Annotated in this window: 11 protein-coding genes; 7 read left to right on the top strand and 4 right to left on the bottom strand. The window is 71.4% G+C overall.

Annotation, left to right across the window (positions count from 1 at the left end):
- Nucleotides 1-346 precede the first annotated feature (346 nt).
- From ACFV0O_RS08490 to ACFV0O_RS08460, 7 genes are all read left to right on the top strand, one after another.
- On the top strand, nucleotides 347-1,420 hold the full coding sequence (locus ACFV0O_RS08490) for a hypothetical protein (RefSeq protein ID WP_380338122.1): 1,074 nt from the start codon (nucleotides 347-349) through the stop codon (nucleotides 1,418-1,420).
- On the top strand, nucleotides 1,417-3,069 hold the full coding sequence (locus tag ACFV0O_RS08485) for an extracellular solute-binding protein (protein ID WP_380338119.1): 1,653 nt from the start codon (nucleotides 1,417-1,419) through the stop codon (nucleotides 3,067-3,069). Before ACFV0O_RS08490 ends, ACFV0O_RS08485 begins: the two co-directional genes overlap by 4 nt.
- Nucleotides 3,056-3,673: a hypothetical protein gene (locus ACFV0O_RS08480; protein ID WP_380338117.1), complete on the top strand. Its 618-nt coding sequence runs from the start codon at nucleotides 3,056-3,058 to the stop codon at nucleotides 3,671-3,673. Before ACFV0O_RS08485 ends, ACFV0O_RS08480 begins: the two co-directional genes overlap by 14 nt.
- A 385-nt stretch (nucleotides 3,674-4,058) precedes the next feature.
- A complete protein-coding gene (locus ACFV0O_RS08475) occupies nucleotides 4,059-5,891 on the top strand; it encodes a 5'-nucleotidase C-terminal domain-containing protein (protein ID WP_360256788.1) in 1,833 nt (610 codons plus the stop codon).
- Nucleotides 5,892-5,973: 82 nt separating this feature from the next.
- Nucleotides 5,974-6,543, top strand: coding sequence for a Uma2 family endonuclease (locus ACFV0O_RS08470; protein ID WP_380338114.1), 570 nt, complete (start codon nucleotides 5,974-5,976; stop codon nucleotides 6,541-6,543).
- A 138-nt stretch (nucleotides 6,544-6,681) separates the two neighbouring features.
- Complete coding sequence (locus ACFV0O_RS08465; RefSeq protein ID WP_380338112.1) at nucleotides 6,682-7,608, top strand: NADP-dependent oxidoreductase; 927 nt, start codon at nucleotides 6,682-6,684, stop codon at nucleotides 7,606-7,608.
- Between the two features lie 87 nt (nucleotides 7,609-7,695).
- Nucleotides 7,696-8,643, top strand: coding sequence for an AraC family transcriptional regulator (locus ACFV0O_RS08460; RefSeq protein WP_380338109.1), 948 nt, complete (start codon nucleotides 7,696-7,698; stop codon nucleotides 8,641-8,643).
- 69 nt (nucleotides 8,644-8,712) lie between these two features.
- On the opposite strand, the gene ACFV0O_RS08455 is transcribed toward ACFV0O_RS08460, so the two are convergent.
- The 4 genes from ACFV0O_RS08455 to gltB form a co-directional block, all read right to left on the bottom strand.
- Complete coding sequence (locus tag ACFV0O_RS08455) at nucleotides 8,713-10,170, bottom strand: aldehyde dehydrogenase family protein (protein ID WP_380338294.1); 1,458 nt, start codon at nucleotides 10,168-10,170, stop codon at nucleotides 8,713-8,715.
- A gap of 49 nt (nucleotides 10,171-10,219) precedes the next feature.
- Entirely contained in the window at nucleotides 10,220-11,086 is an 867-nt protein-coding gene (locus tag ACFV0O_RS08450) for a helix-turn-helix domain-containing protein (RefSeq protein ID WP_380338107.1), read from the bottom strand.
- 472 nt (nucleotides 11,087-11,558) lie between these two features.
- Complete coding sequence (locus ACFV0O_RS08445) at nucleotides 11,559-13,019, bottom strand: glutamate synthase subunit beta (RefSeq protein WP_380338104.1); 1,461 nt, start codon at nucleotides 13,017-13,019, stop codon at nucleotides 11,559-11,561.
- Nucleotides 13,012-17,628 carry a glutamate synthase large subunit gene (gltB, locus tag ACFV0O_RS08440; RefSeq protein ID WP_380338102.1) on the bottom strand — a complete coding sequence of 1,539 codons (4,617 nt, stop codon included), beginning with the start codon at nucleotides 17,626-17,628 and terminating at the stop codon, nucleotides 13,012-13,014. The genes ACFV0O_RS08445 and gltB overlap by 8 nt, the downstream gene beginning before the upstream one ends.
- Nucleotides 17,629-18,052: the final 424 nt, after the last annotated feature.

Raw genomic sequence — 18,052 nt, 5'->3', positions numbered from 1 at the left:
GACTAGGCATTACCGGCGCGTAACCACGAGGCGGGTCCGGTCCGCGGGATGACCTTTGCGGTAAGGCGAGTTGAACAATCTGACACACCCTCGGACCGGTGTGCGAACGGGCTCCTCCGGACCGGTCCGACCGCTCCCGTGACGGGCCGTCCGATGCGATTCCGTGAAGGGGTGTTCACCCTTCGTTCACCGCCTCTTCCGTTGGCGCTCCCCGCCCGGCGGGACGCTCGTCACCCCCGGGTGACGATCCGGAGGTGCCGGGTCACCACCCGGACGATGGAGCGACGCGGACGAAGTCGCTGACGAGGGGGAGGCGTTCGGCATGAGACGCGGAGGCGTTCTGGGGGTGGTGGCGACCTTGGCCCTGTTGGGCTGGGTCGCCTACGCGCTGATCCCCGACGACAGCGGGGCCGGGACCCCGGTGGTCACGGTCACGGGCCTGATCGGGTCGGAGAAGCGCGACTTCTTCGACAACCCCGATGTCAAGGCCGAGTTGAAGAAGCAGGGCCTGGAGGTCAGGGCGGACTCGACGGGCTCCTGGACGATGAGCGAGCAGGCGAGGAGCACCAAGGGGCTGGACTTCGCCTTTCCGGCGAGCGCCGCGCCGGCCCGGGAGATCCAGCGCAACTGGCAGCTGACGGACTCGCCGTTGGTGCCGTTCTACTCGCCGCTGGTGGTCGTGACGCACGAGTCGGCGGCGAAGGTCCTGAAGGAGAACCAGCTGGCGGACGTGGACGGCAAGGGCGTCTGGACGTTCCGCATGGACAAGTACGTGGCGGCACTGAAGTCCGGTCAGAAGTGGAAGGACCTGCAGGGCGCCGCGGAGCACCCGGAGCTGGCCGGACCGCTGTTCGTGTCCACCACGGACCCGGAGACGTCCTCCTCGGGCGCGATGTACCTGGCGCTGCTCTCGTACGTCGCGAACGGCAACCAGGTGGTGCAGGACGACGCCGGCGTCAACGCCGTCCGGGACGTGCTGGCGACCTCGAACGGCGTCCAGGGCATGCAGAAGATCAGCAGCGACGAGCCGTTCCGCGACTTCTTCGCCGGCGTCGGCACGCTGGTCTTCGCGTACGAGTCGCAGGCGGCCGCGCTGCCGCTGCGGGGCAAGGACACCGGGGACATGGTGGTGATGTACCCGGACACCACGATCCAGTCGGACCACACCCTGGTGGCCCGGACGGAGGCCGGCCGGAAGCTGGCCGACGCGCTGGAGAACGACGCGGTGCTGCGCGGTCTGGAGGCCCGGTTCGGTCTGCGCCCGCAGGCCGACCAGGAGGCCTTCTGGAACCTGATGAAGGACAAGAAGCCGGCCTTCGCGCACGACCTGCGCAACTCCGGGTTCAAGCAGGCCACGCTGCCCTCGCTGGACAACATGCTCAAGCTGACCGCCGCGGCGAAGGGTGGAAGCCCGAAGTGAACCTCCGTACGAAGCGCCGCAGCCGGCTCACCGCCGCACTGGTGGCCGTCCTGGCGGCGGTGACCGCCTGCACGTCCTCCGGCGGCACGTCCGGGCCGAGGCCGTCGGACCCGCCGGCGGAGACCGCGAGGCCCGGGGTGCTGCGCGTCCTGGCCGGCAGTGAACTGCAGGACCTGGCACCGGTGCTGGAGGACGCCAGGAAGGCCACCGGGGTGACGGTGCAGTTCGCCTGGACGGGCACGCTGGACGGCGCGGACGCCGTCTCCTCGGGCCGGGCCGACGGCAAGTACGACGCGGTGTGGTTCCCGTCGAACCAGTACCTGCGCCTGGACCCGACCGGGAAGTCCAAGGTGCTGTCCGAGACGCCGGTGATGGTCTCGCCGGTGGCGATCGGGGTGCGCTCCTCGGTGCTCGGCGACCTGGGCTGGGGGGACGGCTCGAAGGTGACCTGGGCGCAGGTCGGTGACGCGGCCGCGGCCGGCAAACTGACGTACGGGATGGCCGACCCGTCGCGCTCCAACTCCGGCTTCTCCACGCTGGTGGCGGTCGCCTCGGCGTTCTCCGGGGCGGACGGGGCGCTGGCCGAGGCGGACGTGCAGAAGGCGGCGCCGCGGCTGAAGCAGTTCTTCACCGGCCAGAAGCTGACGTCCGGTTCCTCGGGCTGGCTGGCCCAGGCGTACACCCGGGCCGAGTCGGGCTCGGTGGGGGCGCTGGTGAACTACGAGTCGGTGCTGCTGTCGTTGAACCGGACGCTGCCGCCGCAGCAGCAGCTGACGGTGGTGCGCCCGGTGGACGGCGTGGTGTCGGCGGACTACCCGCTGTCGCTGCTGTCCTCCGCGGCGCCGGACCAGCGCGACGCCTTCCAGCGGCTGACCTCGTACCTGCTCAAGGACGAGGTGCAGAAGCGCATGTCCGAGGTGACGCTGCGCCGCCCGGCGACGGCGGGTGTGGCCCCGGCCGCCGGCCTGCCGACGGACCGCCGCCGGGAGCTGCCGTTCCCGGGGACGCGGGCGGTCGCGGACGGCCTGCTGGCCTCGTACCAGAACGAGCTGCGCCGCCCGTCCCGGACGGTGTACGTGCTGGACACCTCGGGTTCGATGGAGGGTTCGCGGATCGCGGCGCTGAAGACCGCGCTGAGCCGGCTGACGGGCGCGGACGACACCCGCGGGGTGCGCCGCTTCCGCAACCGCGAGGAGGTCACCCTGCTCTCCTTCGCCTCCGCGGTGAAGTGGGCGAAGACGCACGTGGTGCCGCCGTCCGGCAGCCAGCCCGGCCCGCAGGCGGAGCTGGCGGCGATCGACGCGGACGTGCAGTCGCTGTCGGCCTCGGGGGGCACCGCGCTGTACGACTCGCTGGAGGAGGCGTACCGGGTGATCGAGCGTCAGCAGGCGGCGGCGAACGACGACCGCTTCACGTCGATCGTGCTGATGACCGACGGGGAGAGCAACGCCGGCGCGACGGACGCCGACTTCAAGCGCTTCCACGACGCGCTGCCGGCCTGGGAGAAGTCGGTCCCGGTGTTCCCGATCAGGTTCGGCGAGGCGGCGGTGTCCCAGCTGCAGGGCGTCGCGGACCTCAGCGGCGGCAAGCTGTTCGACGGCTCGGGGTCGCTGGACGGGGCGTTCGAGGAGATCCGTGGCTACCAGTGACGGGCCCGGCCGGCGGGCGCTGCGGTACCTGAACTCGCCCAGGAACCTGGCCGGGCTCGGGGGCGGCGCCGTCGGGGTGGGGCTGCACTACCTCGGGCTCGGCGGGGACCTGTGGCTGGGGGTGGTGGCCGCCCTGTACGGGGTGGGTGCGCTGGTCGCCCCCGGCCGCGGGCCCGCCGGGCCGGGGGGCCCGGAGGGATCGGACGGCCCGAACGGTTCGAGGAGTCGGGAGGGCGCGGGCCCCCCGGACGGACCGGAGGGCGGCTCCCCGGCCCCGGTGCCGCAGCCGGACCCGCAGCCGGTGCCGGCGCCGCAACCCGTGCCGGTGCCGGCACCGCAGCCCGACCCCGAACTGGAGGCGCTGGCCGCCTACCTGGACACCGTGCCGCTGCCGCCCTCCGCCGGGGTGGACGGCCTGCTGACGGCCCTGCGCGAGGCCGGCCCCGGTCCGGTGACGGAGCGGATCGTGCGGCACCGGCTGCCGCTCGCGGTGGCCGGCTACCTGCGGGCGCGGACCTGGCAGCCGTGGGCGGGCGCGGACGCCCCGGACCCTGCGGCCGAGCTCGGCCGTGAGGTGGTCCTGCTGAGCGCCGAACTGGTCTGAGTCCACGGGGCCGGGGAGGCCGGCGCCGGGAGGCTGACCCGAGAACCGACCGGCGAGGCCCAAGGACCCGGCCCGCGACGCCCGAAGACCCGGCCCGCGAGGCCCGAGGACCCGGCCCGGAAGCCTGACCTGGGGTCCGACCCGGAACGGCTTCCGGGCCGGGCCCGTCCGGCCCCCCTACCACCCCCGTCCCCGCCCGCCGTCGTCACGAACGAGTCGCCAAGATCTCACCTCTTGGACAGGTCCGGGGGCTATCCAGCGACCCGGCCCGCACGGCACACTTCTACGCGCGTCCCTCTACGCGCGTCGACGCGATGACGCACACGCACTCACGTACACAAGTTGACGGTCCATCTGCCGTCGTTCCCACCCGGGAGAGTCGTCCATGCCCCTGAACCGCCGTGACTTCGTCACCCGGTCCGCCGCCACCGCCGCCGGCGCCGCCCTGGCCAGTGGTGCCGCCGCGGCCGCCGCCCCCTCCGCCGCGGCTGCCGAGCCGGACGTGGCGGCCGCCAAGGGCCAGCGCAAGCCCCGCAAGCAGGCCTTCACCGTCATGGGCACCACCGACCTGCACGGCCGGGTGCTCAACTGGGACTACTTCACCGACGCCGAGTACGTCGACAAGGCGCACAACGCGGTCGGCCTCGCCAAGATCTCCACCCTGGCCAACCAGGTGCGCGAGGAGAAGGGCTGGGACCGCTGCCTGCTCATCGACTCCGGTGACATCATCCAGGGCACCCAGCTGACCTACTACTACGCCCGGATCGAGCCGATCGCCACCGACGGCGACACCGTGCCGGACCACCCGATGGCCGTCGCCATGAACCTCATGGAGTACGACGCCGCCGCGCTCGGCAACCACGAGTTCAACTACGGCATCCCGACCGTGAAGGCCTTCGAGGACCAGCTGGAGTTCCCGCTGCTCGGCGCGAACGCGCTGCACGCGAAGAACGAGAAGCCGGCCTTCCCGCCGTACGTGATCAAGGAGCTGCACCTCGGCGAGGGCAAGTCGCTGAAGGTCGGCATCCTCGGCCTCACCAACCCGGGCATCGCGATCTGGGACAAGGCCAACGTCAGCGGCAAGATGGTCTTCCCCGGCATCGTGGAGACCGCCGCCAAGTACGTGCCCCGGATGAAGGCGGCGGGCGCCGACGTCATCGTGGTCTCGGCGCACTCCGGCATCGACGAGGCGACCACCTACGGCGACCAGCTGCCCTGGCCCGAGGACGCCTCGGGCGAGATGGCGGAGACCGTCCCGGACATCGACGCGGTGCTGGTGGGCCACACCCACAAGGAGGTCCCGCAGCGCCTGATCGTCAACAAGAAGACCGGCAAGACGGTCGTGCTCTCCGAGCCGCTCTGCTGGGGCCAGCGCCTGAGCTGCTTCGACTTCGAGGTCGAGTTCGCCAACGGCGCCTGGAAGGTCACCTCGGTCTCCTCGCGGGTGCTGAACTCCAACACCGTGCCGGAGAACCCGGAGATCACCAACGCGCTCACCGAGCAGCACAAGAAGGTCGTCGCGTACGTCAACCAGAACATCGGCACCAGCAAGATCGAGCTGTCGATCGCCGAGTCCCGCTTCAAGGCGACCCCGATCATCGACCTGATCGGCAGGGTCCAGGCCGACGCCGTCAAGGCCGCGCTGGCGGGCGGGCAGTACGCCAACCTGCCGGTGCTCGCCCAGGCCGCGCCGTTCAACCGCACCGCCCTGATCCCGTCCGGCCAGGTCAAGCTGCGCGACGCCGCCGGCCTCTACATCTACGAGAACACCCTGGAGGCCCGCGTCCTGACGGGCGCCCAGCTCAAGGACTACCTGGAGTTCTCGGCGAAGTACTACAACCAGCTCGCCGTGGGCGCCCCGGTCGACAAGGACGCCCTGACCGGCGCCGAGGCCACCCCGGACTACAACTACGACTCGGTCTACGGTCTGACCTACGACATCGACGTCGCCCAGCCGAAGGGCTCGCGGATCGTCAACCTGTCGTTCCAGGGCAAGCCGATCGACCCCGCCGCCCAGTTCGTCCTGGCGGTCAACAACTACCGTGCCAACGGCGGCGGCAACTTCCCGCACGTGGCCAACGCCAAGCTGGTCTGGTCGAACTCCGACGAGATCCGCAACACCATGATCGCCTGGGTGAAGGCCAAGGGCGTCATCGACCCCGCCGACTTCTTCACCGACTCCTGGCGCCTCGTCCGCGCCGGCCAGCCGGTCTTCTGACCGACGCCCCCCGATGAGGCGCCGCCGGGCCCGTCCGCCCGGCGGCGCCTCGCCGCATCCGGCGCGGTGGAACAATGACGGCATGAGCGAGTTCCAGATCCCCGAGCGCCACGCCCGGCTGCTGGCGTACGCGCAGAGCCTGACGCCCCCGGCCGGGTGGAAGATCGAGATCTCCGGCGACGAGATCATCATGATGACCGGCCCTTCGGTCATCCACCAGCACAACATTCTGTTGGTCCGTGAGCAGATCGACGCACACCGCCCGTCCGACCTGATGCCGAGCGAGAACACCGACCTCGCCTCCCCGAACGTCGGCAAGCTCCGCAACCCCGACCTGACCTACATCCCGCGTTCGTTCGTCCAGCAAGGCGGCAACGAGGTGCCATCCGAGCAGGCTGCCATCGCGGTGGAGATCGTCTCCCCGTCGAATCCCGAGAACGACCTGGTCGGCAAGGTCCGCGACTACCCGCTGATGGACATCCCGCTGTACCTGGTGATCGACCCGCGCACCACCGCGATCACGCTCTACTCCGAGCCCTCCGCCACCGGCTACCACCAGCAGTGGAACGGCAAGTTCGGCGACCGGGTGCCGATCCCGTCTCCCTTCGACTTCGAGCTCACCACCGACGGTCTCGTCCGCTACCCGGCCTGAGCCGCTCACCCGGCGAGACGATCGGACATCCAGCGAAGACTGAAGGATATTCATCCGCTCATCCGCCCTCCCTATCGTTGAACACATCGCGAACGGCCCCACGGGGGGCCGGTGTTGACCGGACAGGGAGTGAGTGCGATGCGTGCGGTGGTGCAGCGTGAGGTCGGCGGGCCGGAGGTCCTGGAGGTCACCGAGGTCGAGCGCCCCGAGCTGCTGAGCGGCGAGGTGCTGGTGCGGGTGAAGGCGGCCGGCGTGAACCCGGTGGACGTGGCGGTGCGGGCGGGCCTGTTCCCGCTGCTCGGCGAGCCGCCGTTCACGCTGGGCTGGGACCTCTCCGGCGTGGTGGAGGAGGCCGCGCCCGGCGCCCGGTACCGGGTGGGCGAGGAGGTGTACGGGATGCCGTTCTTCCCGCGCGCCGCGAACGCCTACGCCGAGTACGTGGCCGCGCCGTCCCGCCAGCTGGCCCGCAAGCCGGCCTCGATCGACCACGAGCAGGCCGCCGCCCTGCCACTGGCCGCGCTGACCGCCTGGCAGGGCCTGGTGGACGCGGCGAAGATCGGCGAGGGGCAGCGGGTGCTGGTCCACCGGGCGGCGGGCGGCGTCGGCCACTTCGCCGTCCAGATCGCCAAGGCCCGCGGCGCGTACGTGATCGCGCTGGCGAGCGAGCCCAAGCACGGATTCCTCAGGGAGATCGGCGCCGACGAGGTCATCGACTACCGCACCACCGACTACACCGAGGCGGTCCGGGACGTCGACGTCGTCTTCGACTCCTCCTCCGAGAACACCCGCGCGCTGGAGGTGCTGAAGCCCGGCGGCGTCCTGGTGAGCATCATGGAACACCGGGACCGTGAGCTGGCCGCCGCGGTCGAGGCCGCCGGGCGCCGCTTCGCGGGGATCTCCGTCGAGCCCGACTACGCCGCGCTGGAGGCGATCGCCGCCCTGGTGGACGAGGGCCGGATCCGTCCGCACGTCGCGCAGGCCTTCCCGCTGGCCGAGGCCGGCCGGGCGCACGAGCTGGTGGCCTCCGGTACCGTCCAGGGCAAGGTCGTCCTGAGCGTCGACTGACCGGCGACCGACCGGCGGCCACGGAGAACGAGCAAGAACGAGCGAGAACGAGCGGGCACTGGCGAGAACGAGCAAGGGGGACGGGCGTTGGACATCCTGACCGAGGCACTGGGTTCGATGCGGACGGCCTACCTGTCCTCCGTCCGCACCGAGGGCCGCGCCCCCTGGGCCCTGCGCCTGCCCCCGGTGCTCGGCGCCGGCTTCCACGTGGTGCTGTACGGCACCTGCTGGTTGATCCCGCTGGGCACCGGGGACGACGACGGGCGGCGGCACGACCCGGTGGCGCTCAGCCCCGGCGACATCGTCTTCCTGCGCGACGGCGGCGGTCACGTCCTCGCCGACCATCCCGACACCCCGCCGGTGGACTCGCACACCTGCCGGGTGGACGACGCCTCGCCGATCGGCACCCTCGCCCTGGGCGGCGACGGCGCCCGCACGAGTCTGCTGTGCGGCAACTACCACCTGGACCAGGGCCGCCCGCACCCGATGGTCCGCCAGCTGCCGGCCCTGATCCACCTGCCGACCCGGCACGGCCGCCACCCCGAACTGGCTGCCGCGGTGCAGCTGTTGGGCACCGAGCTGGAGAACCCCCGGATCGGTTCGGCGGGCATCGTCCCGGCGCTGATCGACGCGCTGCTGCTGTACATCCTGCGGGCCTGGTTCGAGGACCAGCCCGCCGCGGCGGCGGCCGGCTGGGCGGCGGCGCTGCGGGACGCCGCCGTCGCCCCGGCCCTGGCGGCGATCCACGGGGCGCCGGCGACGCCGTGGACGGTGGAGTCGCTGGCGGACCGGGCGGGCCTGTCCCGGGCCGCCTTCGCCCGCCGCTTCACCACGATGGTGGGCGAGCCGCCGATGGCGTACCTGACCCGTTGGCGGATGACCACGGCGGCCCGGCTGCTGCGCGAGTCGGAGGCGCCGCTGACCTCGGTGGCGGCGCAGACCGGCTACGGCTCGGAGTACGCCTTCGCGAAGGCTTTCAAGCGGGAGTTCGGGCAGGCCCCCGGCGGCTACCGCCGGGAGGCCCGGGCCGCATGACCTGCCCCCGCTGCCGGCTCCCGGCCGCTGCCGACTCCCGGCCGGTGCATCCCGGCCGGGAGGCACCGGCTAGAACGGGAAGACCGCCCGGCCGTGCTGCACCGAGATCCACTTCAGCGTGGTGAAGGCGTCCACCGTGGCCTCCCCGTTGAGCCGCCCGACGCCGGAGTTCTTCTCCCCGCCGAACGGCACGCCCGGCTCGTCGGCGATGGTCCCGCCGTTGACGTGGATCATGCCGGTCTCGATCCGCTGGGCGAGCCGCACGCCGCGTTCGAGGTCGGCGGTGTGCACCGCGCCGCTGAGTCCGAACGGCGTGTCGTTGGCGATCCGCACGGCCTCGTCCTCGCCGTCGAAGGGCACCAGTAGCACGACCGGGCCGAACAGTTCGCGCCGCAGGATCGGCGCGTCCTCGGGGAGGCCGGTGAGCACGGTCGGCGCCATCAGGGCGCCGGTGGTGGTGCCGCGCAGCAGTGCGGTGGCGCCGGCGGCGACCGCCTGGTCGATCTGGGCGGAGAGGGAGTCGGCCTGGACGGGGTTGATCAGCGGGCCGATGTGGGTGGCCGGGTCCCTCGGGTCGCCGACGGTGAGCGAGGCGACCTTGGCGACGAACTTCTCGGTGAACTCGGCTTCGACGGCGCGGTCGACGAGGACGCGGTTGGCGGACATGCAGACCTGGCCCTGGTGGACGAAGCGGCTGAACACCGCCGCGTCCACGGCGTAGTCGACGTCGGCGTCGTCCAGCACGATCAGGGCGCTGTTGCCGCCGAGTTCCAGGACGGACCGCTTGAAGTGGGCGGCGGCGACGGTGCCGACGTGCCGGCCGACCTTGTCGGAGCCGGTGAAGGAGATCACCTTGGGCACCGGGTGTTCGATGAAGCTGTCGCCGATCTCGGCGATGTCGGTGATCACGACGTTCAGCAGGCCGGGCGGCAGGCCCGCATCCTCGAAGATCTTCGCGATCAGGCCGCCGCCGACCACCGGGGTCTCCTGGTGCGGCTTGAGGACCACGCCGTTGCCGAGGGCGAGCGCCGGGGCGACGGCCTTGAGCGCGAGGAACAGCGGGAAGTTGAACGGGCTGATCACGCCGACGACGCCGACCGGCAGCCGGTAGAGCCGGTTCTCCTTGCCCGGGGCGGGCGAGGGCAGCAGCCGGCCCTCGGCGGCCACGGACAGGTGCAGGCATTCCCGCAGCACGTCCTTGACCAGCGAGAGTTCGAAGCCGGCCTTCAGCGCGGTGCCGCCGAGTTCGGCCATGATCGCGGCGACGATCCCGGGCTCGCGCTCCTCGACCAGGCGCAGCGCGCGTTCGAAGACCAGGCGGCGCCGGTAGGGGTCGGTGGCGGCCCACCCCTTCTGGGCGTGCTCGGCGGCGCGGTAGGCCCGGTCGACCTCGGCGGTGGTGGCGACGGTGATGGTGGCGAGCTTGTCCCCGGTGTAGGGGTCGACGTCGACGATGTCCCAGGAGCCGTTGCCGCTGCACCATTCGCCGTCGATGTACTGCAGCGCCAACTCGGAGAAGTACGACATCTGATCCCTCTCGTGCACCCACCTGATGGGACATCATCGTACTGACGTGTCAAAGCTCCTGGCGTACGGCGTGCAGCAGGTCGCGGGTCCGTGCGGGGTCGAGGCTGTCGGCGACCAGGTCGTCCATCGCGTGCCGGTACTCGGCGACCTCGCCGGGTTTGTCGAGGTAGAGCGCGGTGGTGAACTGTTCCAGGTAGACGACGTCGGAGAGTTCCCGTTCGGCGAAGCCGAGCACGGTGAAGGCGCCGCTCTCGGCGGCGAGTCCGGCGTTGCCGAACGGCAGCACCTGCAGCCGCACGTTGGGGAGTTCGCCGAGTTCCAGCAGCCGGTCGAGTTGGCCGCGCATCAGCTCGGGCCCGCCCCAGGGGCGGCGCAGCGCGGCCTCGTCCAGCACGGCGACCAGGTGCGGGGCGCGTTCGCCGGTGAGGACGGCCTGGCGCTTGAGGCGTACGTCGACCCGGCGTTCGATCTCGTCGGGCGCGTGGTCGTGGCAGCCGGCGGTGACGACGGCCCGGGCGTAGTCGGCGGTCTGCAGGAGCCCGTGAACGAACTGGACCTCGTAGCTGCGGATCCGGGCGGCGGCCTCCTCCAGTCCGAGATAGTTCTGGAACCAGCCGGGCAGGACGTCGCCGTACTCGTGCCACCAGGAGCTGGCGTTGGCGTCGCGGACCAGGCCGAGGACGGTGGCGCGCTCCTGCTCGGCGTCGACGCCGTAGAGGGTGAGCAGGTCGGCGACGTCGCGTTCCTTGAAGCCGACCCGGCCGAGTTCCATCCGGCTGATCTTGGATTCGGAGGCGCGGATCGAGTACCCGGCCTCCTCCCGGCTGACGCCCCTGGCCTCGCGGAGCTTGCGCAGCTGGGTGCCGAGCAGCAGACGTCGTACCGTCGCGCCCCCGCCTGCCTGAGTCGTGCCCATCGAAGTCACCCTCCGCACTCGCGCAGCCCCCCGGCCGTCGGCGGAAGTCTGCCACTTGGCACCGACGAACAACAGCCCGTCCCGGGAGGCTTTGCGGCGGCTGTGAGAAGCCTGTGGTTCCGCTGTGAGCCAACCCTCGGTGTACGGACGGTCGTCGCGCGCGCCGCACGCGGAGCCTCCCCTGCGGAGCTGCGGGAAAACGCGGGGACACCGGTTCGTTGTCTTCCCCGTCCCCTCCCGTTCGCCCTCCCGACACCGTCCCGCGGACGCGGCGGCGCCCGGCGGGACACCCGGTGGCGCCCTCCGGGGACGCGGCGGCGCCTTCCGGAGAACGCGACGGCGCCCGCCCTCCAACTGGTCGGGGAAGAGGGCAGGCGCCAGGAGACCGCGTTGGCCCGGCGACTCTGGCGGGGGCAGCGGGTTGAGCTCCCGGCGATGCGGCGCCGGGGGTTCAGGGGGGCCGGTCGGACCGTCAGACCACCAGGGGGCGGTCCGTGGGCCGGATCGGGGCGGGAAGCGGGGTCTTGCCGCCCAGGTACGTGTCCACCGCGGCAGCGGCCGAACGGCCTTCCGCGATGGCCCAGACGATCAGCGACTGGCCACGGCCGGCGTCTCCGCAGACGTACACGCCATCGACATTGGTGGCGAACCGGCCGTCGCGGGCAATGTTACCCCGCGCGTCGAGGTCGGCTCCCAGCTGCTCGACGAGCCCGTTCTTCACGTCCGTACCGGTGAAGCCCATGGCCAGGGTGACCAGCTGCGCCGGGACGGCCCGCTCGGTGCCGGGCACCGGCTCGAACCGGCCGTCCTTGAACTCCACCTCGACGAGGTGCAGTTCCTGGACGTTGCCGTCCTCGTCGCCGGTGAAGCGGGTGGTGTTGACGGAGTAGATCCGCTCGCCGCCCTCCTCGTGGGCGGAGGTGACCTTGTACGTCATCGGCATGGTCGGCCACGGCTGGTGGCCGGGCCGCTCCTCGCTCGGACGCGGCATGATCTCCAGCTGGGTGACGGAGGCTGCCCCCTGCCGGTGGGCGGTGCCGACGCAGTCCGCGCCGGTGTCGCCGCCGCCGATGACGACGACGTGCTTGCCCTTGGCGCTGATCGGGGACTCGACGAAGTCGCCCTCCTGCACCTTGTTGGCCAGCGGCAGGAACTCCATGGCCTGGTGGATGCCCTTGAGTTCGCGCCCGGGCACCGGCAGGTCGCGGGCGGTGGTGGCGCCGGCCGCGACGACCACGGCGTCGAAGCGCTCGCGCAGCTGCTGCCCGGTGATGTCCTCGCCGACGTGCACGCCGGTGCGGAACCGGGTGCCCTCCGCCCGCATCTGCTCGATGCGGCGGTTGATGTGGCGCTTCTCCATCTTGAACTCGGGGATGCCGTAGCGCAGCAGTCCGCCGATGCGGTCGGCCCGCTCGTAGACCACGACGGTGTGGCCGGCGCGGGTGAGCTGCTGGGCGGCGGCGAGGCCGGCCGGGCCGGAGCCGACGACGGCGACGGTCTTGCCGGAGAGCCGCTCGGGCACCTGCGGGGCGACGCCGCCGCGGTCCCAGGCCTTGTCGATGATGGTGACCTCGACGTTCTTGATGGTCACCGCGTCCTGGTTGATGCCGAGCACGCAGGCCGACTCGCAGGGCGCCGGGCAGAGCCGCCCGGTGAACTCCGGGAAGTTGTTGGTGGCGTGCAGCCGCTCGATCGCGCCGACGAAGTCGTCCCGGTAGGCGAGGTCGTTCCACTCGGGGATGAGGTTCCCGAGCGGGCAGCCGTTGTGGCAGAACGGGATGCCGCAGTCCATGCAGCGGCCGGCCTGCTTGGTGATGATCGGCAGGAGGCTGCGCTCGACGTAGACCTCGTTCCAGTCGCGCAGACGGACGTCCACGGGACGGCGCTCGGCCAGCTGCTTGGGCGTGGTCAGGAAGCCCTTGGGGTCAGCCATTAGCCGCCTCCATCATCTTGCGAGTGGTCTCGGCCTCGGAGAGGCCATCGCGCTCAGCGGCGTCCTTGGCGGCGAGCACTGCCTTGTAGTCGGTCGGCATGATCGTGGAGAAGCGGGAGACCCCGCTGCCCCAGTCGGCCAGGAGCTCGGCGGCGACGGTGGAGCCGGTCTCCTCGTAGTGCTGCTGGACGGTCTCGCGCAGCCATTCGCGGTCGTCGGCGGTGGGGGCCTCGATGCCCACCATGCCGGCGTTGACGTTGGCGGGGCGAAGATCGAGGACGTACGCGATGCCGCCGGACATGCCGGCCGCGAGGTTGCGCCCGGTCTCGCCGAGGATGACGACCCGGCCGCCGGTCATGTACTCCAGGCCGTGGTCGCCGACGCCTTCGACGACCAGGGTGGCACCGGAGTTGCGGACGGCGAAGCGCTCGCCGGCCTTGCCGCGCAGGTGGATCCGGCCGCTGGTGGCGCCGTAGCCGATGGTGTTGCCGGCGATGACGTGGTTCTGGGCGTCGTTGCCGATGGCGGCGGCCTCGCGGGCCGGGCGGACGATCACGACGCCACCGGAGAGGCCCTTGCCGACGTAGTCGTTCGCGTCGCCTTCGAGCCGCAGCGTCACGCCGCGGGGGACGAAGGCACCGAAGGACTGCCCGGCGGAGCCGGTGAAGGTGACGTCGATGGTCCCCTCCGGCAGGCCCTCGCCGCGGTACCGCTTGGTCACCTCGTGGCCGAGCATGGTGCCGACGGTGCGGTTGACGTTGCGGATGGGCAGCTGGATGCGGACGGCGTCGCCGCGCTCCAGGGCGTCCTCGGCGAGCGTGATCAGCTGGTTGTCCAGGGCCTTGTCGAGCGCGTGGTCCTGGGTGGTGGTGCGGTGGCGGGCCGCGCCCTCGGGCAGCTCCGGCACGTGGAAGAGCGGGGCGAGGTCGAGCCCGGCGGCCTTCCAGTGGTCGACCGCGGCCCGGGAGTCGATGTGCTCGGCGTGGCCGACGGCCTCCTCGATCGAGCGGAAGCCCAGCGAGGCCAGGATCTCCCGGACCTCCTCGGCGATGAACTCGAAGAAGTTGACGACGAATTCGGGCTTGCCGGAGAACCGCTCGCGCAGCACCGGGTTCTGGGTGGCGACGCCGACCGGGCAGGTGTCCAGGTGGCAGACGCGCATCATGATGCAGCCGGAGACGACCAGCGGGGCGGTCGCGAAGCCGAACTCCTCGGCGCCGAGCAGCGCGGCGATGACGACGTCACGGCCGGTCTTCAGCTGGCCGTCGGTCTGGACCACGATGCGGTCGCGCAGCCCGTTGAGCAGCAGGGTCTGCTGGGTCTCGGCGAGGCCGAGCTCCCAGGGGCCGCCGGCGTGCTTCAGCGAGGTCAGCGGCGAGGCGCCGGTGCCGCCGTCGTGGCCGGAGACGAGGACCACGTCCGCGTGCGCCTTGGAGACGCCCGCGGCGACCGTCCCGACGCCGACCTCGGAGACCAGCTTCACGTGGATGCGGGCCGCCGGGTTGGCGTTCTTGAGGTCGTGGATCAGCTGGGCCAGGTCCTCGATGGAGTAGATGTCGTGGTGCGGCGGCGGCGAGATCAGACCGACGCCCGGGGTGGAGTGCCGGGTCTTGGCGACCCACGGGTAGACCTTGTGGCCGGGCAGCTGGCCGCCCTCGCCGGGCTTGGCGCCCTGGGCCATCTTGATCTGGATGTCGTCGGCGTTGACCAGGTACTCGGAGGTGACGCCGAAGCGGCCGGAGGCGACCTGCTTGATCGCGGAGCGGCGCTCCGGGTCGTACAGGCGGTCCGGGTCCTCGCCGCCCTCGCCGGTGTTGGACTTGCCGCCGAGGCGGTTCATCGCGATGGCGAGGGTCTCGTGCGCCTCGCGGGAGATCGAGCCGTACGACATGGCGCCGGTGGAGAAGCGCTTGACGATCTCGGAGACCGGCTCGACCTCGTCGACCGGGATCGGCTCGCGGCCGAGGCCGTCGAGCTGGAACAGGCCGCGCAGCGTCATCAGGCGGGCGGACTGCTCGTTCACCCGGTCCGTGTACTGCTTGAAGATGTCGTACCGGCGGTTGCGGGTGGAGTGCTGCAGCCGGAAGACGGTGTCCGGGTCGAACAGGTGCGGCTCGCCCTCGCGGCGCCACTGGTACTCGCCGCCGATCTCCAGCGCGCGGTGCGCGGCGGGGATGCCCGAGGCCGGGTAGGCCTTGGTGTGGCGGGCGGCGGTCTCGCGGGCGATCTCGTCCAGGCCGATGCCGCCGAGCTTGGTGGTGGTGCCGGCGAAGTAGCCGTCGACCAGCTCCTGGGAGAGGCCGATGGCCTCGAAGACCTGGGCGCCGCGGTAGGAGGCGACGGTGGAGATGCCCATCTTGGACATGACCTTGAGCACGCCCTTGCCGAGCGCCTTGATCAGGTTCTTGATGGCCTTCTCGGGCTCGACGCCGTGTCCCTCGAAGAAGGTGCCCTGCGCGACGAGGTCCTCGACCGACTCCATGGCCAGGTACGGGTTGACCGCGCCGGCACCGTAGCCGATCAGCAGCGCGACGTGGTGCACCTCGCGGACGTCACCGGCCTCGACCAGCAGCGACACCTGGGTGCGCTGCTTGGTGCGGATGAGGTGGTGGTGGATCGCGGAGGTGAGCAGCAGCGAGGGGATCGGGGCGTGCTCGGCGTCCGAGTGCCGGTCGGAGAGCACGATGATCCGGGCGCCGTCGGCGATCGCGGCGTCGGCCTCGGCGGCGATCGCGGCGAGCCGGGAGGCCAGGCCCTCGCCGCCGGTGGAGACCTTGTAGAGGCCGGAGAGCGTGACGGCCTTGAGGCCGGGCTGGTCGCCGTCGGCGTTGATGTGGACGAGCTTGGCCAGCTCGTCGTTGTCGATCACCGGGAAGGTGATGCCGACCGAGCGGCAGGCGGCGGACTCGGCGGCCAGCAGGTTGCCCTCGGGGCCGAGGTTGGAGAGCAGCGAGGTGACGAGTTCCTCGCGGATGGCGTCCAGCGGCGGGTTGGTGACCTGCGCGAAGAGCTGCACGAAGTAGTCGAACAGCAGGCGCGGCTTCTCGCTCAGCGCGGCGATCGGCGAGTCGGTGCCCATCGAGCCGAGCGCCTCGGCGCCGGTGCGGGCCATCGGCGCCAGGATGACGCGCAGCTCCTCCTCGGTGTAGCCGAAGGTCTGCTGGCGGCGGGTGACGGAGGCGTGGGTGTGGGCGATGTGCTCGCGCTCGGGCAGCTTGGCGAGCTGGATCTGGCCGGCGCCGATCCACTCCTCGTAGGGGTGCTCGGCGGCGAGGGCGGACTTGATCTCCTCGTCCTCGACGATGCGGCCCTCGGCGGTGTCGATCAGGAACATCCGGCCGGGCTGCAGGCGGCCCTTCTTGGCGACCTTCTCCTGGTCGATGTCGAGCACGCCGACCTCGGAGGAGAGGACGACCAGGCCGTCCTCGGTGATCCAGTAGCGGGCCGGGCGCAGGCCGTTGCGGTCGAGGACGGCGCCGATCTGGGTGCCGTCGGTGAAGGTGACGCAGGCCGGGCCGTCCCAGGGCTCCATGAGGTTGGAGTGGTACTGGTAGAACGCGCGGCGGGCCGGGTCCATGGTGGCGTGGTTCTCCCACGCCTCCGGGATCATCATCAGCACCGAGTGCGGCAGCGAGCGGCCGCCGAGGTGGAGCAGCTCCAGGACCTCGTCGAAGGAGGCGGAGTCGGAGTGCTCGGGGGTGCAGATCGGGAAGATCCGCTCCAGGCCCTGCCCGTTCCGGTTGGCCGGGATGAGGTCGGTGACGAGCTGGGACTCGCGGGCGCGCATCCAGTTGCGGTTGCCCTTGACCGTGTTGATCTCGCCGTTGTGGGCGACGAACCGGTACGGGTGGGCGAGCGGCCAGCTCGGGAAGGTGTTGGTGGAGAACCGCGAGTGCACCAGGCCGATCGCGGACGCGTAGCTGCGGTCCGACAGGTCGGGGAAGAAGGGCTCCAGCTGGCCGGTGGTCAGCATGCCCTTGTAGACGATGGTGCGCGCGGACAGCGACGGGAAGTAGACCCCGGCCTCGCGCTCGGACCGCTTGCGGACCACGAAGGCGATCCGGTCCAGCTCGATGCCGGCCAGGCCGTCCTTGCCCAGGAAGAGCTGGCGGAAGCGCGGCATCACGCTGCGCGCGGTGGCGCCGAGCAGGTCGGGGGTGACCGGGACGTCGCGCCAGCCGAGGACGGTGAGGTCCTCCTCGGCCGCGATCGCCTCGATCCGCTCGACGGCGGCGGCGGCCGACGCGTCCTCGTCCGGCAGGAAGGCGATGCCGACGGCGTAGGCGCCGGCCGCCGGGAGCTCGAACCCGACCTTGCCGCGCAGGAAGGCGTCCGGGATCTGGGTCAGGATGCCCGCGCCGTCACCGGAGTCCGGCTCGGCGCCGGTGGCGCCGCGGTGCTCCAGGTTGCGCAGGACGTTCAGCGCCTGCTCGACGATGGTGTGGTCGGCGATGCCGGTCAGCGTGGCGACGAAACCGACGCCACAGGCGTCGTGCTCGTTTCGCGGGTCGTACAGGCCCTGAGCAGCAGGTCGCGCATCCGGCACGAGCGCGTACGGCCGGCGGGCGGCCTGCGGCTCGTTGGCGGAGTGCATGGATGCAGACAGCATCGGCTCTCCCGTCGTCGTCTTTCGGCAAGTTGGTGCAAGTAGGGACGACGTTGGCCCTGATGCGATGGTGCGGTGTCGTGCAAGTTACATGATGCCCAGAATCCCGAGAAGCGGAATATCCCGTCCACATGGCGGGACGAGCCGCAGGTCAGGGGGTGTGGGGAGAGGGACGCGCCACAGTGCGCGTCCCGACGATTGTGCCCAACGGTCCGCGGCCTGAAACAGGGGCGAAACCGGGGCGCCACACAAGCCGATCATGGCCGCCTGCGAATCCATTCCGGGAGCCGGTCCACGGATGCGAATCCGCGGCGCCGAGGCCCGGATGATGAGACTAGGCCAGGCACCTCAGGGCGCCCATGTGTGAAACGTCACGCGTTGGCCAGCATAATCATGCAGAGTTCTGGGTCATCCCACAGACCCCGAC

The sequence above is a fragment of the Kitasatospora sp. NPDC059577 genome (assembly GCF_042735475.1).
Classification (GTDB): Bacteria; Actinomycetota; Actinomycetes; order Streptomycetales; family Streptomycetaceae; genus Kitasatospora.
This window is presented reverse-complemented; position numbering and strand designations above follow the sequence as displayed.

Coding starts and splice junctions, on each gene's coding strand:
- ACFV0O_RS08475 (WP_360256788.1), top strand. CDS start 4,059: ATGCCCCTGAACCGCCGTGACTTCGTCACCCGGTCCGCCGCCACCGCC.
- ACFV0O_RS08470 (WP_380338114.1), top strand. CDS start 5,974: ATGAGCGAGTTCCAGATCCCCGAGCGCCACGCCCGGCTGCTGGCGTAC.
- gltB (WP_380338102.1), bottom strand. CDS start 17,628: ATGCTGTCTGCATCCATGCACTCCGCCAACGAGCCGCAGGCCGCCCGC.
- ACFV0O_RS08445 (WP_380338104.1), bottom strand. CDS start 13,019: ATGGCTGACCCCAAGGGCTTCCTGACCACGCCCAAGCAGCTGGCCGAG.
- ACFV0O_RS08450 (WP_380338107.1), bottom strand. CDS start 11,086: ATGGGCACGACTCAGGCAGGCGGGGGCGCGACGGTACGACGTCTGCTG.
- ACFV0O_RS08455 (WP_380338294.1), bottom strand. CDS start 10,170: ATGTCGTACTTCTCCGAGTTGGCGCTGCAGTACATCGACGGCGAATGG.
- ACFV0O_RS08465 (WP_380338112.1), top strand. CDS start 6,682: ATGCGTGCGGTGGTGCAGCGTGAGGTCGGCGGGCCGGAGGTCCTGGAG.